The following is a 25,417-nucleotide window of genomic DNA, read 5'->3' on the forward strand; positions in this document are numbered from 1 at the left end:
ATGAGCACCCACCCTGTCGCCACGCAATCGCCGTCGGTAGAAAAGCCCGTCAACCTGCCGGAGCCGCAGAGCCTGACCGCGGAGCGGCTCCGGGCATGGTCCTGGCACCGGCAGGGCCTGGACGGCTCGCTGGCCGGCTGCACGGCGGAGCAGGTTCTCGCCCGGGCAGGCTGGGCCCGGTCCGTGGGCGGCGCCAACCCCTACCTCACGCTCTTCGCCCGCGCCGGGATCCGCCGCGAACAGGTGGATGCCGACGTCGTCGCCCACCGGATCCTGGAACTTCCGGTCGCCCGCGGCTGCACCTACGTCCTAGGCCGGGAAGACTTCGCCTGGGCGCTACAGCTGGGCCGGGACGCGGCCGAGTCCGCGTTCAAAGTGGTCGGCCGGCTCGGCGTGGACCGCGGCGAAATCACGCTGCTGGAAGAACAGGTGCTGCACACCCTCGCCGAGGCGGAGGGGCCCATGGACCCGCGGCAGCTCAAGGACGAGCTCGGCGACTCAGTGCGCAATCTGGGGGAGGAAGGCAAGAAGAAGGGCGCCACCACCACTCTGCCTACCGCCCTGGGGATCCTGCAGTCGGACGGCCGGATCCGCCGGGTCCCCGCGAACGGGCGCCTGGACCAGCAGCGCTACGCCTACCAGCCCTGGGGCCTGCCGCCCAGCGATCTTGACGACGAGGATGCGCGCACCGAGCTGATCCGCCGCTACCTGGGCTGGACCGGCGGGGCCACCTTCAAACAGTCGCAGTGGTTTACGGGGTTCACCGTGGCGCAAAGCAAGGCGGCGCTCGCCGCCGTCGGCGCCGTGGAGGTGCCCACCGCCCTGTCCACAGCAATGGCCGGGTCACAGGCCGCCGGCGGGGACCCGCTGTGGATGCTGCCCGAGGACCTCGGCGGCCTCGCCGCCTTCGAGGAGCCGGCGGGCGAACAGATCCAGCTGCTGGCCGGAACGGATTCCCTGTTCCTGCTGCGCCGCAACGCGGCGGACCTGCTGGCCGAGGAGGACCTGCAGAAGCCGGCGCTGGGGTCGCTCGCGCTGCAGGCGGATCTCCCGGACCACCCGATCCTGGACCGCGGCCGGATCATCGGGCTCTGGCAGTACGATCCGGCCCAGGAGCGGATCGTGCCCTGGCTGTTCCACGGCCCCACGCCCGCGGTGACGCAGCGGATCGCCGAGGTGGAAGCCTGGATCCGCGAGGATCTCGGTGATTTCCGGGCCTTCAGCCTGGACTCTCCGGCCTCCCGGCAGAAGCGGATCGATGGGCTCGCGGCATCTGCAAAAGCCTCCGCGGCAGCGTCACCGGCCGCCGCTTCTTCTGCCGGCGGCGCAGGCTAGCCGGAACGGATCAGGCGCGGTGTCCGGCGAAGAAGTCCCGCAGCAGTGCTGCGCACTCCTGCTCACGGACGCCTGCAACCACTTCCACCCAGTGGTTGAGCCGGCGCTCGCGGAGGATGTCGAACACGGAACCAGCGGCGCCGGCCTTCTCGTCCCAGGCACCGAACACCACCCGCGGAATCCTGGCGAGGACGATCGCTCCAGCGCACATCGCGCAGGGTTCCAGGGTCACCACCAGGGTGCAGTCCTCCAGCCGCCAGCCGTCGTCGCCCTTGCCTTCCAAAGCCCGGTGCGCCCGCAACCGTGCGGCGGCCTCGCGGATGGCGACCATCTCGGCGTGGGCCGTCGGGTCCCCCAGGGCCTCACGTTCGTTTCGCCCGGCGCCCAGCACGGAACCGTCCGGTCCGATCACGACGGCGCCGATCGGCACGTCCGCGGTGGCCAGGGCATTCCGGGCCTCCGCCAGGGCAAGGCTCATCCATTGGGCATGGCGGGGCTCCGGGGCAGTCATGGGTCAATGATAGTTTCGACCCTAAGCATGCTGTGCAGCTCGGCTGTGCGGCCCATGTAGTAAATATTGTCAAGTAGTCGGGAGACGGCCGTGACCACCGGAACAGAGAACTGGCTGGCGCACCGCTGGGGCAAATGGGTGGTGCCCTACGCGGCCCTCTGGATCACCATGTTGGTCGGCGGCGTGGTGGTGGTGATCCTGGCATTGGTGAGCGCCGAAGTCTACGACAACGTGGTGGACGACGCCGGCCTCGCGAACCTGGATAGGCCGACGCTGGCGTTCATGGAGCAGTTGCGCAGTCCCGGCCTGGACGCCTTTGTCACCGGGTTCACCAACATCGGCGGCGGCGTCGGGATGCCCATCCTGGCAAGCATCCTCACGGCAGTGCTCATCTACACCTCCCGGACCTGGCGGCCGCTGATCCTGATCGGCGGTGCCGCCGCCGTCTCGGTCACGGCCACGTCCCTGGGCAAGAAGCTGATCGGCCGCACCCGGCCCGACCATGCCGACGCCGTGCCGCCCTACGAGAACTCTCCGTCCTTCCCGAGCGGCCACACGCTGAACACCACGGTGGTGATCGCACTCGTGGTGTACCTGGCCTGCCTGCAGATCAAGCGGACCAGCGCCCGGATCGGCCTGATCACCGCGGGTGTCATCTTCATCGTCGCGATGGGCCTCAGCCGGGTCTACCTGGGCCATCACTGGATGACCGATGTGATCATCGGATGGGTCATCGGGCTGGCCTGGGTGGGGATCGTGATCCTGGCCCACCGGCTCTTCCACGTGCTCCGGCACCGGGAACACGCCGGCGCCGCTCCGACCTTTGAGCACCCCGCCCACCTTCATGACGGCGCCGCCGACGGCACTGCCGTAGGCACTACACAACCCGGCACGAACGACGCCGATACTCCGGGCACCGCGGGACGGTCCTCAGCATCCGGGTGATAGTTTTGACCCATGCGCACTCTCGTTGTGGACCACCCGCTGGTCGCCCATAAGCTCACCGTTCTGCGGGACAAGAACACCCCGTCCCCGGTCTTCCGCCAGCTCACCGAGGAGCTTGTCACGCTCCTGGCGTACGAGGCCACGCGTGATGTGCGCACCGAACCGGTGACCATCGAGACGCCCGTCAGCACCACCGTCGGCACCGCCTTCACCAAGCCGACCCCGCTGGTGGTCCCGATCCTCCGGGCCGGGCTGGGCATGCTCGAGGGCATGACCAAGCTGGTCCCCACGGCCGAGGTCGGCTTCCTGGGCATGGCCCGCGACGAAGAGACCCTGGACATCATCACCTACGCCGAACGCCTCCCCGAGGACCTCACGGACCGGCAGATCTTCGTCCTCGATCCCATGCTGGCCACCGGCGGGACCCTGCGCGAGGCCATCAAGTTCCTCTTCAAGCGCGGCGCCTCCGACGTTACCTGCATCTGCCTGCTTGCCGCCCCGGAGGGCCTGGCCAAGCTGGAGGAAGAGCTGTCAGAGGCCAACGTAACGATCGTCCTGGCCTCGATCGACGAGAAGCTCAACGAGAAGTCCTACATCGTGCCCGGCCTCGGCGACGCCGGAGACCGCCTGTACGGCATCGCCGGCTAGGAGCGGCGCCGCCGTGGCGCAACACGGAGGATCCCTTCCGCCTTGCCGCGGACCGCGCTAGCCTGTGCGCCATGGATTGGAAACTTGAACTCGTGTTTGTGCCGGTGTCCGATGTGGACCGGGCCAAGGATTTCTACGTCAATAAGGTGGGCTTCAACGCCGACTACGACGAACGGCCCATGGAGGGCCTCCGGTTCGTCCAGCTGACGCCACCGGGCTCCGGCTGCTCGATCGCCATCGGCGAGGGCCTCAACGACGCCACGCCCGGTACCGCGCCCAGCCTGCAGCTCGTGGTCAGCGACATCCAGGCCGCGCACAAGCAGCTCAAGGACAACGGCGTGGACGTCAGCGACGTCGACGTCCAGGACTGGGGGCACTTTGTCCACTTCGCCGACCCCGACGGCAACAAGTGGGCCGTGCAGTACATCCCGCACCGGCCCAACGGCTGATCCCGGCAGGCTGCACGCGGCAGGCCGCCGGCCAACGGGTTGGGCGGGGCGATGCGGCAGGATGGAGGCATGAGCTCTCCATCCCGTTCCGGCACCACCACCCTGACCGCCCGCGCCGTCCTGTTCGACATGGACGGCACGCTGGTGGATTCCACCAGCATCGTGGAGCAGGTTTGGACCACGTTTGCGGCCCGCTACGGCCTGGACATCGGCGAGATCCTGCGCTCCTCCCATGGCGTCCAGGCCATGGACACGGTCCGCAGGTTTGCCCCGGCCGGTTCCGACATCCAGGCCCTCGCGGCCGAGCTCGGCCGGATGGAGCTGGCCGAGACCCGGGGCATTGTCCCGGTGCCCGGCGCGCCGAAGCTGCTGGCGAGCCTGCCGCCGGATGCCGTGGCGCTGGTGACGAGCGCGTCACGGGACCTGGCCGGGGTCCGGATGGCAGCCGCGGGGATCGGCGTCCCGGCCGTCTCGGTCACATCGGAGGACGTCATGCGGGGCAAGCCGCACCCTGAGGGATACCTCCGGGCGGCCTCCCTGCTGGGTGTCGCTCCCGCCGATGCGGTGGTGTTCGAGGACGCCCCGGCGGGCATTGCCGCGGGCATCGCCGCCGGCGTCCGGACCGTGGCCGTAGGGCCCAATGCCGGCGAACTGCCGGACGGTGTGCTGCACATTCCCGACTACTCCGGGGTGGCAGTGACCACGCACGTCACCGGCGCCGGCCTGCGCACCCTGTCCTTCACCTTCTAGCCCACCGCCGCCCGGCCCCGGGCCCGACGACGGCGGCGACGCCCGGCCCTGGTCCCGACGGCGCCGCCTTCCTAGCCGGCCAGCAGGTAAACGCTGGTCCCGCCCACGGTTTGTGCGGTGAAGTTGTCCTGCACCCAGGCGGCAATCCGGGCGGCATCGTTGGCTCCGCTTTCGCCCTGCATCATGCGCCCGGCGATGAAGTAGTGGATCTTGCCGTCGGCCACGTACTGCTGGAACTGCGCCAGGGTGGGTGCGGGATCCGTGCCGTTGAACCCGCCCACGGCCATCACCGGGAGCTGCGTCGCCAATTGGTAGCCGGCGGCGTTGTTGGATCCGACGACGGCGGCGGCCCAGGTGTAGGGCCCGGCATCTGTCTGCAATGCGGCCACGAGCGCCGCCGACGGCGTGCTGGCCCCGAGCAGGCCGCCCATTCCGCCCGCCACTTGTCCCCGGCCAGTGCCAGCGCCAGCGCCTGCGCCAGTGCCGTTGCCGTTCGCCGTCGTGGCACCGCCGAAGCCGCCTCCTGCCGCGCCGCCGAGGGCCGGCGGTATCCCGGCCCCGCCCCGTCCGGACACGGCGGGTCCGGCGCTGACAATCGAGCCTCTGTGGGCCGTGGCCGCGGTGGACAGCGAGTAAGCCAGCGGACCGGCGAGGGCCGCGGCGACGGCGAGCGCCGCCGTCGTCCGCGCCATGGTCCTGGACCCCATCATCCCCGTCCCCTTCACCCCCGCGGCTCCCTGGGCACCCGGGACCGCGGCGGCCAGCACCAGGCCGGACGCGGCGAGCGCGCCCAGAAGCGCCACCCAGCGCAGCCACGGCACGTACGCCGCGGTGCGGACCAGGAGTTCGGCGGCCATGGCCCCGGCCGCCACGATCGCCACCGCGAGGACGGCGGCGGCCACGGGCTGGTTCCGCCGCTGCCAGAGCAGGACGCCGCCGAGCCCGGCGAGCCCGGCGATCCCGGGCGCCAGCGCCACCATGTAGTACGGGTGGATGATCCCGGCCATGAAGCTGAACGTCAGCCCGGTGACAACAACCCAGGAGCCCCAGATGATCACCGAGGCCCGTACCGGGTCGGTGCGCGGCGCGCGGCGGCCCAGCCAGAGCAGCCCCGCTCCGAGCAGCAGCACCGAGAGCAGCCAGGCGATCTGGCCGCCGAACTCGCTGTTGAAGAGCCGGAACAGCCCGGGCGTGCCCCAGCCGTTACTGCCGCCCACACTCCCGGTTTCATCCCCGTTCAGCCGGCCCAGGCCGTTGTAGCCCAGGGTCAGCTCCAGGATGGAGTTGTTCTGCGAGCCGCCGATGTACGGGCGGTCCGCTGCCGGAATGAGTTCGACCGCGGCCAGCCACCACCCGGCGGCGACGGCCATCGCCGCCCCCGCGCCGAGCAGGTGAAGAATGCGCCTCCCCGGCGCGGCCGGCGCCGCGAGCAGGTAGGCAGCGGCGAAACCGGGGACCACCAGCAGGACCTGCAGCTGCTTTGTGAGGAACCCGAAGCCCAGCAGCACCCCGGCGAACAGCAGCCAGCGCACGCGCGTGTCCTGGATGGAGCGCAACACGGCGTAGGCGGCCGCGGTCATCAAGAGCACCAGCAGGGCGTCGGGGTTGTTGAACCGGAACATCAGCACGGCCACCGGTGTCAGCGCCATGACCGCACCGGCGAGGAGCCCCGCGCGGTGGGCCAGGCCGGCGTCGGCCGTGGCGGGGGCCGCGGCCCGCCGAACGGCCAGGTAGAGGAGCCAGACCGTGCCGATCCCCATGAGCGCCTGCGGCACCAGGACGCTCCAGGAGCTCAGCCCGAAGATCCGCACCGACAGGCCCATCACCCACAGCGACGCCGGCGGCTTGTCCACGGTGATGGCGTTGGCGGCGTCGGACGAGCCAAAGAACCAGGCCGCCCAATCCTGCGACCCGGCCTGGGCCGCCGCGGAGTAGAACGCGTTTGCCCAGCCGGAGGCGCCGAGGTTCCACAGGCACAGCACGGCCGTGGCCAGCAGCAGCCCCGCCAGTTCCAGCCGCTGCCGCAGGGCCCGGGCGCCAGGGACGGCGCGCGCACCGCCGGCAGCCGGGGGCTCCAGTCGCCGACGGCGTTCCCGCACTTGCAGCCGCGGCCGCCCCGGAGTGCGGGCCGGGGCGGGGCCGGGGCGGGGGCTCAGGGTGTCAGTCATGGCGGGGCCGGGGCGGGGGCTCAGGGTGTCAGTCATGGCGGTCTACGCTCCCAGTTTGTAGACGGTGGCGTTGCCCACGGTCTGGGCCGGGTAGTTGGCCGCGACCCAGGTGGCGACCTCGGAGTTGTCTCCGCGGCCCCCGCCCATGCCGCCCATGCCGCCGGAAATGAAGTAGCCGATCTCGCCGCGGTCCACCATGGCCTGGAACTGTGCCAGCGTCGGGTAAGGGTCGCCGCCGTTCCAGCCGCCGAGCGCGATCACGCTGGTGCCGGTGGCGAGTTCCAGGCCCGCGGCCTGGGTGGCGCCGGAGACGATCGCGGACCACTTGGCGCCGGAGGACTTCAACAGCGCGGTCAACTCTGCCGAGGACGTTTCCCCGCCGGGGCCGCCGCCCATGCCGGCACTGCCCGCGCCGTCAGTGCCGGTTCTGCCTGCTGCCCCGAAGCCGCCGCCCATCGCGGACGCGGTGGGGCCGGACGTGGGGATCGAACCGGAATGCGGCTGGGCGGCGGTCGCCAGTGTCCACGCGGTGCTTCCGAGCCCGCCGGCAAGGAGGCAGAGGATTACGACGCCGGCCGTGGCAGCCTTGCGGAACCGCGCCGGGAGAGCCGCCATGCCGTCCGCCCGCAGGAGCAGGGCCGCGGCGGCGAGGACGCCCAGGACCACGATGACCACCCGGAGCCCGGGAAGCCAGGCCGGGTCGCGGCCCAGGAGCACAGCGGACCAGACCGAGGTGGCCAGCACCGTCACGGCCAGAACAACCCGGGCCGGCCAGTAGGCCCGGCCCCGCCACAGTTCCAGGGAACCGATGCCGGCCAGCGCCGCGATGGCGGGGGCCAGCGCCACGGCATAGTACGGATGCACGGTGCCGCTCATGAAGCTGAAGATTCCGGCCGTGATCACCAGCCAGCCGCCCCACAGCAGGAGCGCAGCGCGGGTTTTTGAGGTCCGGGACTCGCACCGGGTGAACCACAGCCCGGCGGCCAGCAGGATCAGGGCCGCCGACAGCAGCCAGGACACCTCGCCGCCGAAGCTGGTCCCGAACATCCGGGTGATCCCGGCGGTGCCGCCGAAGCCGACGTTGCCGCTGCCGCCCGGGCCGCCGGCGTTGCCCGCGTTGCCTCCGGCCAGAATCCCGCCGCCGGATCCGGTGATCCGGCCCAGGCCGTTGTAGCCGAACGTCAGTTCCAGGAAGCTGTTGGTCTCCGACCCTGCCATGTACGGCCGGACCGAGGCCGGGGTCAGCTGGAACAGGACAATGTAGCTTCCGGCCACGACGGCGATCCCGGCGGCGGCGGCCAGGAGGTGCAGGAGCCGGCGGCCAAGGGTGGTGGGCGCCGCCCACAGGTAGGCCAGGGCCAGCCCGGGAACGATCAGGAAGCCCTGCAGCATCTTGCTCAGGAAGGCCAGGCCGATGACCGCGCCGGCCGCGGCGAGCCACTTCCAGCCGGCCTTCTCGATGGCGCGGGTGGTCAGGTGGGCCGCCAGCACCAGGCACAGGGTGAGCATCGCGTCCGGGTTGTTGAACCGGAACATGAGCGCGGCTACCGGGGTCAGCGCCAGGGCGCCGCCGGCGAGCAGGCCCGCGGCCGGCCCGGACACCCGCTTGATGGTCAGGTAGAGAAGCCCGACGGCGGCCACTCCCATGAGGGCCTGGGGAATGAGCATGCTCAGGGCCGAGAAACCAAAGATCCGTCCCGCGAGGGCGGGGATCCAGAGTGCGGCCGGGGGTTTGTCCACCGTGATGGCATTGCCGGCGTCGAGGGAGCCGAAGAGCAGCGCGGTCCAGTCCTTGGTCCCGGCCTGGATCGCCGCGGCATAGAAGGAGTTGGCGTAGCCGGTGGCCTCAAGATTCCAGAGGTACAACGCCGCGGTGACCACCAGGAGCAGCGCTGCCGAGGGCCGCACCCAGCGGGGCTGCGGTCCGAACAGCAGCCGGTCCCGGCGGACTTGGGCGGCCGGCGCCGGGGACACGGGCCGATGGGTCGCCGTCCCGCCGTCTTTGGGAACCGGGTGTGGCTGTTCCTCGGCGGCGGGCGGCCTGCCGGCCGGGGAACCGCCCTGGGCTCCGGCGGTGGGGCTGATGGTTGCCGTCATTTACTTGGCCTTTTCTGTGCGGGGGAGGGAAGGACCGGGGGCGCCGGACGCCGGAACGGCAGCGGCTGGCCTGTGGCGGAAAACCACCAGCCGGAAGAGCAGGAACTTCACGGCCGTGGCGGCCAGGTTGGCGGCGGTGACCGTGAGCAGTTCAAGCCAGCGGTCCGGTGCCGCTCCCGACACGGCGTGAACGAGGGCGAGTGCGCCCGAGGTCAGGGCCAGCCCGATGCCGAAGACCAGGAGGCCCTCGAAATGGTGGCGAGCCGCCTGGCTGCTGCCCTGGATGCCGAACGTGAAGCGCCGGTTGGCCGCGGTGTTGGCCACGGCGGTGGTGAGCAACGCGAGGAAGTTTGCCAGCTGCGGGTCCATGAACCCGCGGCACAGCAGGAAAATCGCCAGGTAGGCCAGGGTGGAGGCCACCCCGATGCTGCCGAAGCGGACGAGCTGTCCGAAGAGGCTTTCGCCGGGGCTTTGTTCCTGGGCCCGCGAGGCGGCCGGCAGCGGTCCGCGGGCCAGGGCCGCGCGCAGGTCGGGAACCGGGATCCGGCCCGAGACCAGGTCCCGGCTCAACCGTGCCATGCCACGCAAGTCCGCGAGGGCCGTCTGGACGATGTCCACGCTGGAATCCGGATCGTCGGTCCAGTCCACCGGGACTTCGTGGACGCGCAGGCCGCACTTTTCCGCCAGGACCAGCAGTTCGGTGTCGAAGAACCAGGCGTTGTCCAGCGTGTGGGGGAGCAGTTGCCGGGCCACGTCCGCCCGGATTGCCTTGAAGCCGCACTGCGCGTCACTGAAGTGGGCGCCCATGAGGGCCTGGAGCAGAAAGTTGTAGCTGCGCGAGATGAATTCCCGCTTGGGTCCGCGGACCACGCGGGAATTGCGGGTCAGCCGCGTCCCGATCGCCAGGTCGGAATGCCCCGAAATGAGCGGGGCAAGGAGCGGGCCGAGGGCCGCCAGATCAGTGGAAAGATCCACATCCATGTACGCCAGGACCGGCGACGGCGAAGCCAGCCACACCCTGCGAAGTGCGTTTCCGCGGCCCTTTTCCGCCATGTGGACCACCGTCACTTCGCGCAGCTCGCGGGCTACCCGTTCCGCGGCCTTGAGCGTTCCGTCGGTGCTGGCGTTGTCCGCCACGGTGATCCGGAAGGAATGCGGGAAGGCGCCGAGCAGGTACGCGTGGAGCCGGCGCAGGCAGGCCTCGAGGTCCCGTTCCTCGTTGAAAACCGGGATGGTGACGTCCAGCAGGGGCGTGCTGGCGCGCGTATCAATGGCCGTGCGCCGGCCGCTGGGGCCGGTCAGCGCTCCGGCGATCGGGCCCGGGACCGGTGCGTCGGCCAGCGCAAGCCCCGAGGATGACTCGGGGGCCGCCGGGCCGGCCGGCGTTGCCGTGGAGCGGGGCAGGGTTCCTGTGGCCTGGTCTGTGAATGTCATGGCTCAACTTTCCCGGCGGCCCATATGAGGGCTTTAGGGTCGAGCTGTGCGGGGGCTGTGGAAGTCTGGCCGCCGGGCCGGTCCGGCCGTGGAGGTGCAAGAAGGCCCCGGATCCATGCGGATCCGGGGCCTCTTTGGCGGGGCGGCTAGTGCCGGTTTAGTACCAGTTGTGTGCGTAGTGGAAGTTCAGGGCGCCGCAGGGGGAGCCGTAGCGCGATTTGACGTAGTTCAGGCCCCAGTTGATCTGGGTCCGGTAGTTGGTCATGTAATCGGCGCCGGCGCTCGCCATCTTCGAGGCGGGCAGGGACTGGACCACGCCGTAGGCGCCGCTGCTGGCGTTCGTGGCGGTGGTCTTCCAGTCGGATTCCTTGGTCCACAGCTTGTGCAGGCACTGCATCTGGCCGGGTGCCCAGCCATAGCTTCCCAGCTGGGACGCGGCGTAGGCCTGCGCCCCGGCGGGGTCGTCGATTGCGACCGGCGCGGGGGCCGGAGCGGCTGCCGGAGCCGGTGCCGGTGCCGGAGCGGGCGCGGGGGCTGCCGCGGGGGCCGGAGCGGGTGCGGGGGCTGCCGCGGGGGCCGGGGCAGGTGCCGCCGCGGGTGCAGGCGCGGCCACAGCGGGGGCGGGGATCAGCGCTTCGGCTGCCTTAACCTCCGAGATCTGGGGAGCCACGTTCTTTTCCGCGGGAGCGGTCGGCCCAGCAACCTGGACCCGCTCGAAGTTGAGCTTGGCCAGCGGGTCGGCGATCGTGGCCCTCTGGCTCGCAACGTTCGACGTGTGGGCGCCCGGCTCTGCCGCCTGGCCGGCGGCGCCGCCCCCGAGCAGCAGCGCGCACGCGGCGGTGACGACGGCGGCACGGCGGCCGCTTACTCCGAGCCCGGCGGCGAACCGCGACAGGGCGGATGCCTGCTTGACCGGTTCGGCGCGGTGGCGCGACTTAGCTGCGCCAACTGAGCGGGAACGCGAATCACCGTCAGGGCGTGTTTGTACCTGGAATTCAGTCATGGTGGCCTCTCAACGCCGGCGGAGTTAGCTGTCGGGTTCGGATGAGGTCATCCGGCCGCACGGAACATCACGTGTCGGCTTCACCCCGAGGGCGCATGAAAGCAGAATGCCCGGGAACTCTGGGTCCCCCGCCTCTGCCTGGTCCAGCGGAATCCGGGAAGCGGCAGAGTTTGGCGTCCGTCCGGATATGCGGCACCGATGGCGGCGCACGCTAACGACGCTACAGGACCCGGCCGCTTAAGTCACATTTTGGTAACAGGAGTCACAGTGCCGGGGTGTCGGGTTGCGCCGGGTTCACCGGTCGGCCGGTCCGGGCTGGTTGCGCCGGCGGCGGCCGTTCTGGTTACGCCGGCGGCGGCGCGGCGGGCAGCCGCACGGCGAACTCCGTGCGGCCCGGCCGGGACGTGACCTCGACTGTTCCTCCGTGGGCCTCCACGATCGACTGGACAATGGACAGGCCCAACCCGCTGGTGCCCTCGGACGTCGGCGCGGCGGTCGCCGTGCCGTGACCTCCGCGGCTGCCGGAAACGGCGCCGGAAGACGAGCGTGCGGCGGCCCCGGACCCGACCCTCGCCGTCGCGACGGCAGAACCGGCGGGGACGGCTGCGGGGTTCGACGCCGGATTGGTGCGGGAGGCGTCGGCCCGGGCGAAGCGGGCGAAGACCCGGCCGATAAATTCCGGGGCGATGCCGCTGCCATTGTCTGTCACGGTGACCACGGCACTGCCGTCAGCCGAGCGCATAATGCCCGTGACCACCTTGGTCCCGGGTTCGGTGTGCTTGCGCGCATTGGACAGCAGGTTGGCGAGGACCTGGTGAAGCTGGGTCGCATCACCGCGCACCACCACGGGCTCGTCCGGAAGTTCCAGCTGCCAGATGCGGTCCGGGGCCATGACTTTCTCATCGCTGACCGTCTCGATGGCCAGTTGGGTGAGGTCGACGTCGGAGATTTTGAGCGGCTGCCCCTCGTCCAGGCGCGCCAGCAGCAGCAGGTCCTCGACGAGCGTGGTCATCCGCTCGGACTGGCTTTGCACACGGGCGAGGGACCTCTCGCCGTCGGGGGTGAAGTGCTCGGTCATCCGCATCAGCTCCGTGTAGCCGCGGATGGCCGTCAGCGGGGTGCGGAGTTCGTGCGAGGCGTCGGCGACGAACTGACGGACCTTCATCTCGCTCTCCTGCCGCGCCTCGAGAGCGTTGGAGACGTTGTCCAGCATCTTGTTCAGCGCGTAGCCCACGCTGCCCACTTCCGTTCCGGGATGGGCCGCCGACGTCGGGACGCGGACCCCGAGCGCCACCTCGCCGGCGTCCAGCGGGAGACGGGAGACCTTGGTGGCGACCTCGGAGAGCTGTTCCAGCGGCTTCATGGTCCGCCGGATCAGGGCCGTGCCGGCGAGCCCGATCAGCACCAGCCCGCCTGCGGACACCACCACCATGGTCCAGACCAGGGAGGCCAGGGTGTTTTGTTTTTCTGCCAGCGGGAGTCCGGTCACAATCACGTCGCCGTACGGTGTACGCGCGGCCGTGAGCCGGTAGCCGCCGGCCGACAGGCTGCGGTCCACGGGCACGCCGCTCGGCGTGAGGGCCAGGAGGACCTTGTTGTCGTCGGGGGAGAGGCTCTTGACCGCGCCGTCCCCGGCCAGGAAACCGGCCCTGCTGACTTCGCCGTCCACTATCCGGGCGTTAAGTGTTCCGACGCCCTGTCCCCGGGCTTCGAGGGGGTCGGGGCGCCTGCCCGAATCGTCCGAGGAGGGCCGGCCGAACTCGCTCGAACGGTGGGAGGCCTGGTCCAGCTGGGTGTCGAGTTGCCGGGTAAGGAAGAGGTCCATGGAGGCGTAGCTGAACAAGCCCACAGCGCCGCAGATGGCCACGAGCAGCGCCATGGCGACCAGGACCAGCCTGGTACGCAAATGCCACGTCGACGGGTTGCGCCAGTCGCGTCCGGGGACGCGGGTCATGCCGGAAAGTGAGGGCACGGATCAGTCCGCCGGTTTCAGGACGTACCCGGCTCCGCGCACCGTGTGGATCATGGGAGCGTGGTTGGCGTCGACCTTCTTGCGGAGGTAGGAAATGTACAGTTCCACGATGTTCGCCTGCCCGCCGAAGTCGTAGTCCCAGACGCGGTCCAGGATCTGGGCCTTGCTGATGACCCGTTTCGGGTTTTCCATGAGGTAGCGCAGCAGTTCGAACTGCGTGGCGGTCAGGTGCATTTCCTCACCGGCCCGGGTGACTTCGCGGGTGTCGACGTTGAGCACGAGGTCTCCCACCACGAGTTCGGCGGTGTCCATGGCGGCCACCCCCGAGCGCTGGACCAGCCGGTGCAGGCGCAGCAGCACCTCTTCCATGCTGAACGGCTTGGTGACGTAGTCGTCGCCGCCGGCCGCCAGCCCGGTGATGCGGTCCTGGACGGCATCCTTGGCGGTGAGGAACAGCGCCGGCACCTCCGGCGCGAACGCGCGGATCCTGTTCAGCAGTTCGACGCCGTCGAACCCGGGCAACATCACGTCCAGCACCAGCACGTCGGGGCGGAACTCCTTGGCTAGCCGGACGGCTCCGGGCCCGTCCTCGGCCACGGCCACGGACCAGCCGGCCATCCGAAGCCCCATGCTCATGAGCTCGGAGAGGCTGGGCTCGTCATCCACCACGAGGGCGCGGATGGGGGAGCCGTCCGGATGCGTGAGCTGGGGAAGGTTGTTGGTCATGGAGTGCGAAGTGGCCATGGGGACAACTCTCCGATCTGCCGGTTAGGCGGGGCTTTGGGGACCCTGTGCGGCACCTGTGAATCCCAGCCTAGCGAGCTGGATGCCGTTGCGGGACCGTGCGGGCCGCAATGGGCATGGTCGATCCGCCCTTTCCCGTCCGGCGCCAACGTCACAGGCCGGGCTGTCGGCCCGCACAGCCCAGGCACAGGATCGCTCACCACTCTGGGGTGAACACCGATCCGCACCCTAAAAGGAGAAACACCATGAGCGGTCAGCATCCCGGAGCCGGTTCCGGACCAGCCCCCGAGCCAGCCCCCGTACCCGCCCCCACGCCCGTGACCGGCGCCCCAGCGGCGCCCGCGCCCGAAACCACGCCCCGTACTGCCTGGCAGCACGACGCCGGATGCACTGACGCCGGAAACGCCGACGCCGTGCGGCCGGAAGCAGGCGCTGCCGCCGGCTGGGTCGCGCCCCCGGTTTGGACGGTTCCGGCATCGGAACCGGCCTGGGGCATGCCCCGGCAGGAACCTGTGCCCGCCGCAGCCACAGGCTGGGGCGCGCCGGGAACTTCCGCCAAGACGGCCTCGCCGGCAAAGCCCTGGACCCTCAAGCGGGGGCTCACCGTCGCCGGGGCCGCCGCAGTCCTGGCCGTCGGCGCCGGGGCGGGCGTCTATGCCCTTACCTCAAGCGCAACGGCAGCCAGCGGTGCCGCCGGCGGGGCGGCAGCCGGCGGCCCCGGCGGACAGGGTGTCGCCCCGGGCATGCCGGGTTCAGGGCAAGACGGTTCCGCGCAAGGTGGATTCGCGGGCGGCGGTATGCCGGGGCAGGGCGGTCCCGGCGACTTCGCTGCCGGTGGGATGGGCAGCGGGCTTTCCGCGGCAGTGCACGCCGAGTACGTGGTGCTGCAGGGAAGCGCGTACACCACGATGGCCGAGCAGCTGGGCACTGTGAGCGAGGTCAGTTCGTCCTCCGTGACGGTCAAGAGCAGCGACGGTTTCACGCGCAGCTATGCGCTGGGCAGCGACGTCGTGGTGAGTAATCTGCAACAGCGGCGCCAGCAGGCCGGCGGCACGGGCACCCAGCTGAGCGTGGCGGACATCGTCGCGGGCGGGACGGTGCGGATTGTGGCGGCCAAGGACGGTTCCGGCTATACGGCGGCCTCCGTCATGGTGGTGGCTGCGACGGCCACCGGCCAGACGAACTGAACCGCCGCAGCCGGCATCGCCGCCGGCGGCACTGCCGGCTGCCCGCCCGGCGGCATTGCCGGCTGCCCACTCCGTGGACCGCCTCGCGGGCAACACTAGGCTGACCCGGTTTGGCCCAACTTGCCAAGCTGTGAATGATTTGCCTGAACTCGGCGGCAAATTCCGAATAATATTCGCGATAATGCCCTCGCTGACCTTCCAGTCAGTAAAACACTTGTTATTTTATTGCCGCTACAGAATTGTGACTTGCGCTACAAATCCTCGATCTGTCTCACTATGTGGAACCTGGGGTCCATTGTTACTTGCACGTTTACATTGTTACGTTGCACACTTCAATTGTGAACAAGAACTCAACAGCACCTGCAGCCGCAGCTTCCTGGATCAGCACACCCGCTGGTACCGAGATGCGCTGTTGTCGAATGCACGCCTAACTTTTGCACCCCTAAAGGTTTCTAGGCATTCGCCCCCCAGCCCAGAGTCGGGCGCCCCTCCCCAATTTCATTGCGGGGAAAGAAGCATTCGAGCCGCGATGACGGCCATTCACATTGAGGTAAGCATTCCATGTCAGTTGCATCCGGATACGTCCACATCTCCGTCCGTAACGCCAGCAAGGCCGGCCAGGCCTCTGGGATCCGCCAGGGCTTCGGCGGACGCTCCGCGTTCGCCCCCGCCGGATCCACGGGCAGCTTCCCGGCCCCCGGATATGCAGCGCAGGGCTACAACCCTGACTCCTACGGCCAGCTCCGTGCCGTTCCCCCCGCCCCCGCCACGGCGCCCACCCCGGTGATCGCCCCGGGTGCCGGCAGCCCGGTCCGTCCGGCCCCGAGCGACAACGTCGCCCGCGGTTTCGTGCTGTACATGGGCATCGACGAGGAAACCGCGGCTGCAGCCGGCACATCCATCGCCAAGCTTGCCCAGGAGATCCGGGCCTACGCACAGTCGCTCGTGGCCGGCGCCGAAAGCTATGCCGCCGTCGCCGTCGCGCCTGCCAGTGCCCCGGGTTCCGCCCTCGACGTCGTCCGCTCGACCTTCGGTGACCCCACCGCGGGGGCCCGCCAGCGCACCGAGACCGCCCGCCTGCAGCAGCCGCAGGATCCGCGGCCTTCCGGGGTGCTGATCGACCTCGCCCGCCGTGAGGTGCACCTCGACGGCGAATCCCTGAACCTCACGTTCAAGGAATTCGAGCTCCTGAACTACCTCGTGGAGAACGGCACCCGCACCGTGGGCCGCGACGAGCTCCTCGAAGGCCTGTGGCGGAATGCCGAAGAGGTCCCGAACGAGCGGACCATCGACGTCCACATCCGCCGCCTGCGTTCCAAGCTCGGCCGCCTCGCCAACACCGTGCGCACCGTGCGCGGCCAGGGCTACCGGTTCTACGAGCACCCCGAAGTGGTTGTCTGGGCCGCTCCGGAATACTCGATCTAGCCTTAGCTTCACGCAAAGCGTCCGTCCCCTGCTTAGGGAGCGGGCGCTTTCGCTTTCGCGGCACGATCCCTCGGCGCCTGCGCTCGCCCCTTCCCGCCGTCCCCCTAACCTCGCAAGCTCGGCCCCAAATCCGGCGAAGCCGCCGCCGGGGGTGGATTTGGGTGGACTCTGTTGCCTTTTGGGGGTGCGGCGTAGGGTGTGACCGTTGAGCCGACAATTGGGAGGAAAACATGTCTGTTGCACGGATTACTACCCTGAGCGCGAACTCCAAGACCTCGTTTGATGCCGCCATCAAGGAGGGCATCGACCGGGCCAATAAGACCCTTCGCAATGTCACGGGGGCGTGGGTGAAGGAACAAAAGGTCGAAATCAGCGACGGCGCCGTCGTTGCCTGGCACGTCGTGCTGGAAGTGACTTTTGTCCTTGAAGACTGAGCGGACGCTGGTGGGATGCGCGCCCGTGGGCCAGCCGCCGCACTAGGATTGGGGCATGAGCGCGCATCACATCAAACGGCTGGTGATCATGCGGCACGCCAAGTCCGATTGGCCCGGCGGGGTTGCCGACCACGAAAGGCCGCTCGAAGAACGCGGCCACAAGGACGCCCCAGTCGCCGGGAAGTGGCTGCTCAAGCACGGCGTGGTCCCTGATTTCATCCTCTGCTCCAGCGCCCTGCGGACCCGCCAGACCTGCACGTGGGTGTGCCACGCCCTCGGAGACAAGGCGCCGACGCCCAAGCTCGAGGATGGGCTGTACGCCGCCTCCGCCTTGCGCATGCTGGCCGTCATCAACCACGTCCCGGACACCGTCACCACCCTCATGGTGATTTCCCACATGCCCGGGGTGCAGGACCTGGCCATGCATCTGGCGTCGCGTGACTCCGACCATGATGCCTACATGGATGCCGCCACGCGCTATCCGACCAGCGGACTGACCATCCTGGAAACGGAAAAGCCCTGGGCCGAACTGGACGGACAGGACGCCAAGCTGACCCATTTCAAGGTCCCCCGCGCCAAATAACCGCAGGTCCGCCCGGGGAGGGCTGCGGAATCCATAGCAACCGAGGCCGATCTGCGGTTTACTGATGCTGTCTAGTCATGTGGTTTTTTCCAGTGGTTTTGGGGCATCTGTTGCAACCCGGAGAAAAGGTGATCAACGTGGATTCAGGGCAGCTCATAGGAATTATCGTCGGCATCGTCGTGGTGCTCGCGATCGTAGCGGTGGCGGTCATGGTCAGCCGCAAACGCAAGGTGGCCGCGGACCGGAACCGTGCGGCCGAGATGCGTGAACAGGCCAAGGCCGACGAATTCGCTGCGCGGGAACGCGACGCCAAGGCGGTCCGTGCCGAGGCCGACGCGCAGGAGGCCGACCTCGAGGCCGAGCGGTTGCGGCAGGAAGCCCGCAAGCGCCAGGAAGAGGCCGAAAGCGTCCGCTCCGGCGCGCAGGAGCAACTGCGCAAAGCCGACGAAGTGGACCCTGACGTAGTCACATCTGAACGCGGCGGCGACAGCGGGCAGATGCCGACCCGAGGGGATTTGCGCGCCGAAAGGGCCGCCGCCGAGCCCGCAACGGGCAGCCACGTCCCCGGCCAGCAAACGCCCGGCCAGCAAGTGACTTCCGGCGAGCAAGCGTCCGGCCAGCAAGTGTCAGCCGACCAGCGCAGCCGCGAGGACGTAACCCGGACCGACACCGCCCCGGGCCCGGATGCCACCCCGCGGGAAGAGAAGCCTCGAAACCTCTGAACTGAACTCCGGGGCTGAACTCCTGAGCTGGCTCCAGGCGGAAAATCCTGTGCTGAACCTCCGCCGGGTGGTGATGCGCGGGACTCAGCGGCGGGTTGTGGCCCGGGCTGGTGATTTGGGGGCAGGCGACTTGGCCGGTGTCTTCGCCGGTGACTTGGCCGCGGGCCGGGCAGTGGCCCGCGGAGCAGCCGTACGCGGAGCCGCCGGGCGCGCGGCGGTTCCTCTCGGCGTCGGCCGCGGTGCGGCAGGCCGCGGAATCGCAGGCCTGGCCCCTGCGCCCCGTGCGGCGGGCGCCGGGCGGCGGCGCGGAGCCCGGCCCGGGGAACGCCGGCCGCGGCTCCTGCCGGGCAGAACGGTGCCAGCGAACAGCAACAGCAAAGTGACGGCTCCCGCGGCCGCGGCCAGGTAGAAGTACAAATCCGGATGCTCGGAATCGACACGTGTGGACAGGGCGTCGGGATCGGGGTTGAAGGCCAGCCCCCACTGGCGCAGGAAAGCGACCCCGAACGCGATAAAGAGGATGCTGCCTATCCCGCTCGCGGCCAAAGTCTTGTGCCGGCGCCGGACCACCACCTCCGCCACGCAGGCCACATAGGCCGTCGCGGCCGCCCCGACAAACCACACCAGCACCCACTCCTGCAGGGTAATTCCGGTCAGGACCAGAAGTGCCAGGGCAGTGAGAAACGCGCCGATGGCGACTTTCCCGTTGGTACCCATGTGACGCATGTGAACAATCATGCCTGAGCAGGCGGCTGCTTCACGACGTAGCCGCGCATGGAGGCCATGATTGCGGCCACACTCTGCTCCCTCGTCCGCTCCGGGTTGTACGTCTGGCGGTCCAGTCCGACCACGAAGCAGGCCCCAAAGATTGCCGTTTCCAGGCTGCCCCGGGAAACTGCGGAATCCACGGGATAGACGGCGGCGACGCTGTCGATGGCAGAGCCGATCACCGCGAGCAGGCGCCCGCGGAGCTCGGCGAAGGTGTCCTGCCATTCGCTCGGGGTGCGCCAGCTTTCGCTGACCCAAAGCCGGGCGAAGGACGGGTACTCGGCCATGAAGTCCATGGCCTGGCCGATCATCTCCTCCATGGCGGCGAGGGGGTCGGCGGAGCCGTCGCGGACACTCAGCAGCCGCGCCAGGAGGATGTCCACGCCGTGGCGCAGCAGCTGGGCGATCAGGTCCGACTTGCTGCCAAAGTTGTAATACACCGTGCCCTTGGACACCCCGGCTGCCGTGGCGATCTCGTCCACCGTCACGCCCGCCGCGCCGCGCTCGCCGATCAGTTCCATGGACGCCTCGAACAGTTTCTGCTTCGTGGCGTTCGTGCGGGCGGGACGGAGCTTCTTCCCGGCGTCCCCGGAGCCTGCCCGGCTGCCGCCGCTGGGGCTGGTGGTCATACGGCGATCTCCGGTTTCAGGGTCTTGAGAGTCCAGTATTTGTTCTTCCGGACGGCAACGGTCGACATTGCCAGTCCCAGCAAAGTGTAGCCAACCAGGCCCAGCATGGTGGGCAGGATAAGTGCCAGGTCAGCACCGTAAATCAGGTGCCGCATGCCGCTGACCACGTAGCCCATCGGCAGGATCTGGTGCACCACGTGCAGCGGTTCGGGCGTGGTCTGCCACGGGAAAGTGCCGCCGGAGGACACCAGCTGCAGCACCAGCAGGATAAGCACCACGAGTTTGCCGGGCGAGCCCAGCAGCGCCACCACGCCCTGGATGATTGCGCTGAACGCCATCGCGGCCGCCAGCATGAGGAACCACATGAGGACCGGGTGGGCGGGGTCCAGCCCGAGTCCCACGTCCACCACCAGGGTCAGCAGGCTCGCCTGCACGGCAGAGACCGCCAGGAACGGAAGCCAGCCGCCGGCGGCAATCTTCCAGGCCGGTGCATTGGAGGCCAGCGCCCGCTGGGTGACCGGGCGCATCGCCTGCACCAGCATGAAGATGCCGATCCACAGGGCCAGCGTCAGGAAGAACGGTGCCAGCCCGGCGCCGTAGGACCCGGCCTTGGCCTGCGAGACATTGCTGACGGCCACCGGATCGGCCATGACCTTGGAGAGGCTGTTTTTCTGGGCGTCGTCGGGGTTGGGGACCTTGCCGGCGCCCTTGGCGAGTTCCGCGGCGAGCGTTCCCGCGCCGTCGGATGCCGTCGCCGCACCGCTCTCCAGCTGCGCCGCGCCGTCGTCGAGTTTCTGCGCACCCTGTACGAGCCTGCCGGCGCCGTCGACGGCGTTCTGCTGGCCGGCGGCGAGGGCTGCCGAACCACCGGCGAGCTGGTCCGCCCCCGCGGAGGCCTTGGCGACGGCGTCACTGAGGGCGGGTGCGGCGCCCGCCAGCTGCGAGGCGCCGGCGCTGACGGCGGCGGAACCGTCGGACAGCTTCTGGACCTGCGCCGCGGCGGCCTGCAGTTTGGCGCCGGAGGCGGCAGCTGCAGAGGAAGCGGCCGCGGAAGCCGTGGGCGGCACGGGGGTGGCGTCGACGTCGGCCACCACCTTGTCGGCCTGCTCCTGGGTGAGAACGCCGGCGGCGACCAGGCGGCCGGTGGACGCCACGACCCTGCTCTGTTGAGCCTGCGCGGCGGCTTGCTGCGCGGCCTGTTGCGCGGCGGCAAGCTGCCCGGGGATCGCCTGCACTGTGTTGTTAAACGCGGTGTTGAGCGCGGCGTTGCCGGCCGCCACCTGCGCGGCGCCGTCGGCCAGTTGCTGTGCGTTGGCGGGCAGGGCTGCGGTCTTGTCCTTGAGTTGCGTGAGGCCGCTGCTGAGCTGGCCGGCCCCGGCGCTGAGCGAAGCGGCGCCGTCGCGGAGCTTGAGCTCGCCGTTGTAGAGCTCGGTGGCGCCGGTTTTGAGCTCGCCGGTGCCCTGGTGCAGGGTCACGGTGCCCTCGTGGAGCCGTGCGACGCCGTCGGCGAGCTGGCCCGCACCGTCGGAGGCCTTGAGCATCTGCGTGTGGATGGTGCCGAATCCGGTGAGGAGCTGGTTGGCGGTCTCCTCGCCCACCTCCTTGGCGACCGTGGTGTGCACCGCGGTGGTCAGCTTGTCCACGATGGTGCTCAGGAGATAGTTGTTGGCATCGTTGGTGGTGACATTGAGCATGGCCTGGTTGGCGGCGTCGAAGCTGCCGGGGGAGACCAGGTTCGCGGAGAAGTCCTGCGGGATTTTCAGGGCGAACGCGTAGGTGCCGTTGCTGACGCCCTGGTCGGCCTCCTCGGTGCTGGCGACCGTCTTCCAGTTGAAGACGTGGCCGTCCACCAAGGACTCGGCGACCTTCCGGCCGGCCTCCAGCCGCGTGCCGTCGGCGGCTGTGGCACCGGAGTCCTGGACCACCAGCGCTGCGTCGATCTGGTTCAGCTTGCCGTACGGATCCCAGTTGGCGTAGAGGTACACGGCGCCGTAAAGCAGCGGGACCAGGGCCAGGGCCAGGATGGTCAGCTTGGGCAGCAGCCCGCCGGTCATTCGTTTGAGCTCGGAGCGGGCCAGCCGCAGCACAGTCACTTTGCGTCCTCGGTTTCGGGGGAGAGGGGTTCTGTCGGGAGGGTTTCGGATGCGAGCGCATTGCCGATTACGGCGGAGGGTCCGGACCAGCCCTCCGGGATGCGGGTGACGGTGGCGACGACGGCGAGCGGCCGCCCGGCGTCGTGCGCCAGTTCCTGCAGCCGCGGCAGCCAGTCGGCAGGGTCGCCGCTGTGCCGATCGGGGGAGTCCACCACGAGGAGGCCGGTGTCCGGGTTGGCGAGGGCAAGCGCCGTGAGGAGCTCGATCCGCCGTCCCGCCGGCAGCTGCTCGGTCCACAGCCCCGCGATGTCTTCGAACCCGTTGAGCCTGAGCCAGGGTGTACTGCGTGCGGCACTGCGGTGGCGGCGCGGCACCAGGGCCAGATCCTCGGTGACGAGGTCGCGGACGCTCAGGTGCTGTTCGGGTTCGTTGACGCCCGGGGAGTCGACCACGCTGCTGGCCTGCCGGAGGTCCTTGATCCGGGCACTTCCGTCCCAGCCCACGGTGCCGGCGGATGGCTTCATGCGCCCGCTCAGGGCCAGGGCCAGGGCGGTGCGCTGGTCCTGGCGGACACCCTCGACGAGCAGGAGGCCACCGCGTGCGGCCTCCAGCGAGGTGGGCGGCAGCAGGTCATCCCGCCGGCCGGTCACGGAAAGCTGGTGTACGCAGAGCAAAGCGGGCCTTTCGCAGAAAACGATGTCCACTCAAGGCTAACTAAACTGACCGGTCAGTTCAAATAGACTGCCTGCGGTGTGATGAACGAGACGTGCCGCCGCCGGCCGCTTCAGGCTTAGCCGGGGGTCACGTCCTTGGCCGGTGGCCACGTCTTCAGGCGGTGCCGTGGCGCCGGTGGCCCGTCCCCGGCCGGTCAGAGGCCGTACACCTCCAGCAGGCGGAGCCAGACTTCGCTGATGGTCGGATAAGAGGGCACGGCGTGCCACAGCCGGTCCAGCGGGACTTCCCCCACCACCGCAATGGTGGCCGCGTGCAGGAGTTCAGCGACATCCGGGCCGGCGAACGTGGCGCCCAGCAGCACCTTGCGGTCCTCGTCGATGACCAGCTGCGCCCACCCTTCGTAGTGTTCGGCGTGCAGGGAGGAACCGGCCACCTGGATGGGGAGTTCCACGGCGGAGGCCCGGAAGCCGTCTTTCTCCGCCTGCGCCATGGTCCGGCCGACGTTCGCCAGTTCCGGATCGGTAAACACCACGTTCGGCACCGCGTGCTCATAGGCCGTCTGGGCAAAGCGGCTCCACGGTGCCGGCTCGCCGCGGAGTTCACCCCTGGCCCGGGCGGCAATGGCGTCTCCGGTGGCCCGGGCACCGTACTTGCCCTGGTGCGTCAGCATGGCCCGTCCGGCGGCGTCGCCGGCGGCGTAGAGCCACGGGTTGCCGGACGCGTCGTTCTCGGTGGCGTGGTGGACTAGTCCGGTGGAATCGGTGGTGAGCCGCAGCGTCCCGCCCTCGGGTGCCGAGAGGCCGACGCTGTCCAGGCCGAGTCCCTCAAGGGCGGGGTGCCGGCCGGTGGAGACAAGCAGCTTGTCCGCCGTGATTGTGGCGCCATGGGCCGTGCCGTCAGCGGTCCCGGCGCCCGGGCCGTCCTTGGGGCTGCTTTTGGGGCCGCCGTCGAGCACGACGGTGAGGGAGCCGTCGTCGTTCTCATGCACGCTCCGCGTACCAGTGTGCAGGCGGAGGTCGACGCCATCGGCGCGCAGGCCGGCAGCGACCAGGTCCGCGGCCTGCTCCGGGAAAACACCCAGCAGCCCGCTACGGGCCACGAGCGTCACGGACGAACCCAGCCGGGCATAGGCCTGCGCGAGTTCGACGCCGGCAACGCCGCCGCCGAGGACCGCAAGCCGCGCGGGAACCGCGCGGGCTGAGGTCGCCTCCCTGGTGGTCCAGTACTCGACGTCGTGAAGCCCCTCAACCGGCGGCTGGTTTGGGGCGGAGCCTGTGGCGACCACCACGGCGTGCCGGGCCGTGAGCGCGTAGCTGTTGCCGTCCGCCCCGGCCACCTCGACGTGCCGCGGGGCGGTGATCCAGCCGTGGCCGCGGATCAGTTCGATGCCTGTGTCCTCCACCCACTTGACCTGGCTGTCGTCCTGCCAGTTCGAGGTGAAGTAATCCCGGCGCTTCAGCACGGCTGCCGGATCAAGGGTGCGGGTGACCGCCTCCTGGGCGCCGGGAACCGTCTGCGCGCCATGCAGCGCAGTGCCCGGCCGCAGGAGCGCCTTCGAAGGCATGCACGCCCAGTACGAGCACTCGCCGCCGACCAGCTCCGCCTCGATGAGCACTGCTGTCAGGCCGCCGCGGACCACGCGGTCCGCCACATTCTCGCCCACGGCCCCGGCGCCGATCACAATGACATCGAATTCCCGCTCAATCTGTGCCGTCATGGCACCAGCCTACGCCGGGGCCATGGCCGGATCCGGGGGGAGCTCCGGGTTGCCGCGATGCGGGGTTCCGGCGTAATGTGCCGGGCCGAACCCTTTGCAGGACGGGGGACGGTCGATACTGTTGGGACCATACTTGGGGGAGGAGGCGGCCATGGCCGCACGCAACATGACAACAGGACCGGCCATACGGCTGGCGAGGTTCAGCGCCCAGGCCCGGCTCCGGGCGCTCCAGTCGGACATCCTGGAGCTGATTCTGGAGCGCGACCTGGTTCCCGGCGACCCGTTACCGACCGAGAACGAGCTGACCGCGGCACTCGGCGTCGGCCGCAACACCCTGCGGGAGTCCTTGAAGGCGCTCCAGGCGCTGGGCGTCATTGAGATCCGCCACGGATTCGGCATGTTCGTGGCGCCGAGCAATTTCGAGGCCCTGACCGACGGGCTCACCTTCCGCGCCCGGCTGTCGTTGCGCCACCAAGGTGAGGAAGCCCTGCAGCTCGTGGAGGTCCGGCAAGCACTCGAATCCGGTCTGGTTGGCGCCGCCATGGACCGGATCAGCGCCGAACAGCTGGCCGCCGTGGAGGAGTCCGTGAACCGGATGGAAGCGCTGGCTGCCGCGGGGGAGCCCTTTATTGAGGCCGACGCCGAGTTCCACCGCAGGCTTTTCGAGCCGCTGAACAACGACCTGCTGATCAGCCTGATGGACGTCTTCTGGAAGGTCTACCGCCGGATCCACCTCGAACTCGGCGGACCGTACGCCGTCGATCTGCAGGCAACGGCCGCAGTGCACCGGGGGATCTATGAGGCAGTCGCAACGGCGGACAAGGCCCTCGCCTCCGAGCGGCTCAGCACGCATTTCGACGACATCCGCAACATCATCGTCCGGACCACGGCCTGAGCCCTGCTGCCGGGCCGCTCCGGCCCGGCACCCTGGCGCCTAAGACATCCGGCACCCTGGCGCCTAAGGCACCCGGCCGTTAAAGCAAAAGATCCGCCCCGGCGAACCGGGGCGGATCTTCATCTGTGCGCCCAAAGGGATTCGAACCCCTGACCTTCTGTTCCGTAGACAGACGCTCTATCCAGCTGAGCTATGGGCGCATTCTCGGCTCTTGGAGAACTTCTCTTCCCCCG

General features: G+C 69.5%; 23 protein-coding genes, 1 tRNA gene and 1 riboswitch. Of the genes, 11 read left to right on the forward strand and 13 right to left on the reverse strand.

Annotated features, from left to right (window positions below; all coding sequences use genetic code 11):
• Entirely contained in the window at nt 1-1,335 is a 1,335-nt protein-coding gene (locus B5X90_RS08515; RefSeq protein WP_079551945.1) for a DNA glycosylase AlkZ-like family protein, read from the forward strand.
• 10 nt (nt 1,336-1,345) lie between these two features.
• Here the strand turns inward: B5X90_RS08515 and B5X90_RS08520 are convergent, their stop codons facing one another.
• Nucleotides 1,346-1,846 carry a nucleoside deaminase gene (locus B5X90_RS08520; protein WP_028277768.1) on the reverse strand — a complete coding sequence of 167 codons (501 nt, stop codon included), beginning with the start codon at nt 1,844-1,846 and terminating at the stop codon, nt 1,346-1,348.
• A 90-nt stretch (nt 1,847-1,936) separates the two neighbouring features.
• Here B5X90_RS08520 and B5X90_RS08525 point away from each other — a divergent pair, with 90 nt between their 5' ends.
• The 4 genes from B5X90_RS08525 (at nt 1,937) to B5X90_RS08540 (ending at nt 4,638) form a co-directional block, all read left to right on the forward strand.
• Nucleotides 1,937-2,791, forward strand: a complete 855-nt coding sequence (locus B5X90_RS08525) for a phosphatase PAP2 family protein (RefSeq protein WP_079551946.1) — start codon at nt 1,937-1,939, stop codon at nt 2,789-2,791.
• A 12-nt stretch (nt 2,792-2,803) separates the two neighbouring features.
• Nucleotides 2,804-3,439, forward strand: a complete 636-nt coding sequence (gene upp, locus B5X90_RS08530) for a uracil phosphoribosyltransferase (RefSeq protein WP_018774274.1) — start codon at nt 2,804-2,806, stop codon at nt 3,437-3,439.
• 71 nt (nt 3,440-3,510) lie between these two features.
• A complete protein-coding gene (locus B5X90_RS08535; RefSeq protein ID WP_079551949.1) occupies nt 3,511-3,888 on the forward strand; it encodes a glyoxalase superfamily protein in 378 nt (125 codons plus the stop codon).
• A gap of 69 nt (nt 3,889-3,957) precedes the next feature.
• The gene (locus tag B5X90_RS08540) at nt 3,958-4,638 is read left to right on the forward strand and encodes an HAD-IA family hydrolase (protein WP_079551951.1); all 681 of its coding nucleotides are present in this window, start codon (nt 3,958-3,960) and stop codon (nt 4,636-4,638) included.
• A 71-nt stretch (nt 4,639-4,709) separates the two neighbouring features.
• Here B5X90_RS08540 and B5X90_RS08545 read toward each other — a convergent pair whose 3' ends face one another.
• The 6 genes from B5X90_RS08545 to B5X90_RS08570 form a co-directional block, all read right to left on the reverse strand.
• A complete protein-coding gene (locus tag B5X90_RS08545; protein ID WP_256860130.1) occupies nt 4,710-6,842 on the reverse strand; it encodes an ArnT family glycosyltransferase in 2,133 nt (710 codons plus the stop codon).
• Between the two features lie 6 nt (nt 6,843-6,848).
• Nucleotides 6,849-8,903 carry a glycosyltransferase family 39 protein gene (locus B5X90_RS08550; RefSeq protein ID WP_079551953.1) on the reverse strand — a complete coding sequence of 685 codons (2,055 nt, stop codon included), beginning with the start codon at nt 8,901-8,903 and terminating at the stop codon, nt 6,849-6,851.
• Nucleotides 8,904-10,337 carry a bifunctional glycosyltransferase family 2/GtrA family protein gene (locus tag B5X90_RS08555; RefSeq protein ID WP_079551956.1) on the reverse strand — a complete coding sequence of 478 codons (1,434 nt, stop codon included), beginning with the start codon at nt 10,335-10,337 and terminating at the stop codon, nt 8,904-8,906.
• A gap of 157 nt (nt 10,338-10,494) precedes the next feature.
• Nucleotides 10,495-11,340, reverse strand: coding sequence for an aggregation-promoting factor C-terminal-like domain-containing protein (locus B5X90_RS08560; protein ID WP_079551958.1), 846 nt, complete (start codon nt 11,338-11,340; stop codon nt 10,495-10,497).
• A 1-nt stretch (nt 11,341) separates the two neighbouring features.
• Nucleotides 11,342-11,499, reverse strand: a riboswitch (cyclic di-AMP (ydaO/yuaA leader).
• Nucleotides 11,500-11,683: 184 nt separating this feature from the next.
• The gene (locus B5X90_RS08565; protein WP_079551960.1) at nt 11,684-13,294 is read right to left on the reverse strand and encodes a sensor histidine kinase; all 1,611 of its coding nucleotides are present in this window, start codon (nt 13,292-13,294) and stop codon (nt 11,684-11,686) included.
• A 21-nt stretch (nt 13,295-13,315) separates the two neighbouring features.
• The gene (locus tag B5X90_RS08570) at nt 13,316-14,056 is read right to left on the reverse strand and encodes a response regulator transcription factor (RefSeq protein WP_079551963.1); all 741 of its coding nucleotides are present in this window, start codon (nt 14,054-14,056) and stop codon (nt 13,316-13,318) included.
• A 245-nt stretch (nt 14,057-14,301) separates the two neighbouring features.
• On the opposite strand from B5X90_RS08570, the gene B5X90_RS08575 reads away from it, so the two are divergent.
• The 5 genes from B5X90_RS08575 to B5X90_RS08595 all read left to right on the forward strand — a co-directional run bounded on the left by B5X90_RS08575 (nt 14,302) and on the right by B5X90_RS08595 (nt 18,407).
• Entirely contained in the window at nt 14,302-15,243 is a 942-nt protein-coding gene (locus tag B5X90_RS08575) for a hypothetical protein (protein WP_256860132.1), read from the forward strand.
• A 561-nt stretch (nt 15,244-15,804) separates the two neighbouring features.
• Complete coding sequence (locus B5X90_RS08580) at nt 15,805-16,668, forward strand: winged helix-turn-helix domain-containing protein (RefSeq protein WP_018774264.1); 864 nt, start codon at nt 15,805-15,807, stop codon at nt 16,666-16,668.
• 230 nt (nt 16,669-16,898) lie between these two features.
• Entirely contained in the window at nt 16,899-17,102 is a 204-nt protein-coding gene (locus B5X90_RS08585) for a dodecin family protein (protein ID WP_018774263.1), read from the forward strand.
• Between the two features lie 55 nt (nt 17,103-17,157).
• Nucleotides 17,158-17,685: a SixA phosphatase family protein gene (locus tag B5X90_RS08590; protein WP_079551965.1), complete on the forward strand. Its 528-nt coding sequence runs from the start codon at nt 17,158-17,160 to the stop codon at nt 17,683-17,685.
• Between the two features lie 137 nt (nt 17,686-17,822).
• Nucleotides 17,823-18,407: a hypothetical protein gene (locus B5X90_RS08595; RefSeq protein ID WP_143264689.1), complete on the forward strand. Its 585-nt coding sequence runs from the start codon at nt 17,823-17,825 to the stop codon at nt 18,405-18,407.
• A gap of 84 nt (nt 18,408-18,491) precedes the next feature.
• Here the strand turns inward: B5X90_RS08595 and B5X90_RS08600 are convergent, their stop codons facing one another.
• The 5 genes from B5X90_RS08600 to B5X90_RS08620 all read right to left on the reverse strand — a co-directional run bounded on the left by B5X90_RS08600 (nt 18,492) and on the right by B5X90_RS08620 (nt 24,289).
• Nucleotides 18,492-19,124 (reverse strand): hypothetical protein, encoded by a 633-nt coding sequence (locus B5X90_RS08600; RefSeq protein WP_079551969.1) that lies wholly within the window; start codon nt 19,122-19,124, stop codon nt 18,492-18,494.
• Nucleotides 19,125-19,141: 17 nt separating this feature from the next.
• The gene (locus B5X90_RS08605) at nt 19,142-19,804 is read right to left on the reverse strand and encodes a TetR/AcrR family transcriptional regulator (RefSeq protein ID WP_079551972.1); all 663 of its coding nucleotides are present in this window, start codon (nt 19,802-19,804) and stop codon (nt 19,142-19,144) included.
• Nucleotides 19,801-21,897: a YhgE/Pip family protein gene (locus tag B5X90_RS08610; RefSeq protein ID WP_079551974.1), complete on the reverse strand. Its 2,097-nt coding sequence runs from the start codon at nt 21,895-21,897 to the stop codon at nt 19,801-19,803. Before B5X90_RS08610 ends, B5X90_RS08605 begins: the two co-directional genes overlap by 4 nt.
• Nucleotides 21,894-22,571: an ABC transporter ATP-binding protein gene (locus B5X90_RS08615; protein WP_079552099.1), complete on the reverse strand. Its 678-nt coding sequence runs from the start codon at nt 22,569-22,571 to the stop codon at nt 21,894-21,896. Before B5X90_RS08615 ends, B5X90_RS08610 begins: the two co-directional genes overlap by 4 nt.
• 194 nt (nt 22,572-22,765) lie before the next feature.
• Nucleotides 22,766-24,289, reverse strand: a complete 1,524-nt coding sequence (locus tag B5X90_RS08620; RefSeq protein ID WP_079551976.1) for a dihydrolipoyl dehydrogenase family protein — start codon at nt 24,287-24,289, stop codon at nt 22,766-22,768.
• Nucleotides 24,290-24,455: 166 nt separating this feature from the next.
• On the opposite strand from B5X90_RS08620, the gene B5X90_RS08625 reads away from it, so the two are divergent.
• Nucleotides 24,456-25,184, forward strand: a complete 729-nt coding sequence (locus B5X90_RS08625) for a FadR/GntR family transcriptional regulator (protein ID WP_079552101.1) — start codon at nt 24,456-24,458, stop codon at nt 25,182-25,184.
• A gap of 126 nt (nt 25,185-25,310) precedes the next feature.
• Here B5X90_RS08625 and B5X90_RS08630 read toward each other — a convergent pair.
• Nucleotides 25,311-25,384 (reverse strand) — tRNA-Arg (locus B5X90_RS08630).
• Nucleotides 25,385-25,417: the final 33 nt, after the last annotated feature.

Origin of the sequence: Arthrobacter sp. 49Tsu3.1M3, assembly GCF_900168135.1 — a bacterium.
Classification (GTDB): domain Bacteria; phylum Actinomycetota; class Actinomycetes; order Actinomycetales; family Micrococcaceae; genus Arthrobacter.

Bases quoted from the DNA above. Each gene is read 5' to 3' on its own strand.
- B5X90_RS08515 (WP_079551945.1), top strand. From the start codon at position 1: ATGAGCACCCACCCTGTCGCCACGCAATCGCCGTCGGTAGAAAAGCCC.
- B5X90_RS08520 (WP_028277768.1), bottom strand. From the start codon at position 1,846: ATGACTGCCCCGGAGCCCCGCCATGCCCAATGGATGAGCCTTGCCCTG.
- upp (WP_018774274.1), top strand. From the start codon at position 2,804: ATGCGCACTCTCGTTGTGGACCACCCGCTGGTCGCCCATAAGCTCACC.
- B5X90_RS08535 (WP_079551949.1), top strand. From the start codon at position 3,511: ATGGATTGGAAACTTGAACTCGTGTTTGTGCCGGTGTCCGATGTGGAC.
- B5X90_RS08540 (WP_079551951.1), top strand. From the start codon at position 3,958: ATGAGCTCTCCATCCCGTTCCGGCACCACCACCCTGACCGCCCGCGCC.
- B5X90_RS08545 (WP_256860130.1), bottom strand. From the start codon at position 6,842: ATGACTGACACCCTGAGCCCCCGCCCCGGCCCCGCCATGACTGACACC.
- B5X90_RS08550 (WP_079551953.1), bottom strand. From the start codon at position 8,903: ATGACGGCAACCATCAGCCCCACCGCCGGAGCCCAGGGCGGTTCCCCG.
- B5X90_RS08555 (WP_079551956.1), bottom strand. From the start codon at position 10,337: ATGACATTCACAGACCAGGCCACAGGAACCCTGCCCCGCTCCACGGCA.
- B5X90_RS08560 (WP_079551958.1), bottom strand. From the start codon at position 11,340: ATGACTGAATTCCAGGTACAAACACGCCCTGACGGTGATTCGCGTTCC.
- B5X90_RS08565 (WP_079551960.1), bottom strand. From the start codon at position 13,294: ATGACCCGCGTCCCCGGACGCGACTGGCGCAACCCGTCGACGTGGCAT.
- B5X90_RS08570 (WP_079551963.1), bottom strand. From the start codon at position 14,056: ATGGCCACTTCGCACTCCATGACCAACAACCTTCCCCAGCTCACGCAT.
- B5X90_RS08575 (WP_256860132.1), top strand. From the start codon at position 14,302: ATGAGCGGTCAGCATCCCGGAGCCGGTTCCGGACCAGCCCCCGAGCCA.
- B5X90_RS08580 (WP_018774264.1), top strand. From the start codon at position 15,805: ATGTCAGTTGCATCCGGATACGTCCACATCTCCGTCCGTAACGCCAGC.
- B5X90_RS08585 (WP_018774263.1), top strand. From the start codon at position 16,899: ATGTCTGTTGCACGGATTACTACCCTGAGCGCGAACTCCAAGACCTCG.
- B5X90_RS08590 (WP_079551965.1), top strand. From the start codon at position 17,158: ATGAGCGCGCATCACATCAAACGGCTGGTGATCATGCGGCACGCCAAG.
- B5X90_RS08600 (WP_079551969.1), bottom strand. From the start codon at position 19,124: ATGGGTACCAACGGGAAAGTCGCCATCGGCGCGTTTCTCACTGCCCTG.
- B5X90_RS08605 (WP_079551972.1), bottom strand. From the start codon at position 19,804: ATGACCACCAGCCCCAGCGGCGGCAGCCGGGCAGGCTCCGGGGACGCC.
- B5X90_RS08620 (WP_079551976.1), bottom strand. From the start codon at position 24,289: ATGACGGCACAGATTGAGCGGGAATTCGATGTCATTGTGATCGGCGCC.
- B5X90_RS08625 (WP_079552101.1), top strand. From the start codon at position 24,456: ATGACAACAGGACCGGCCATACGGCTGGCGAGGTTCAGCGCCCAGGCC.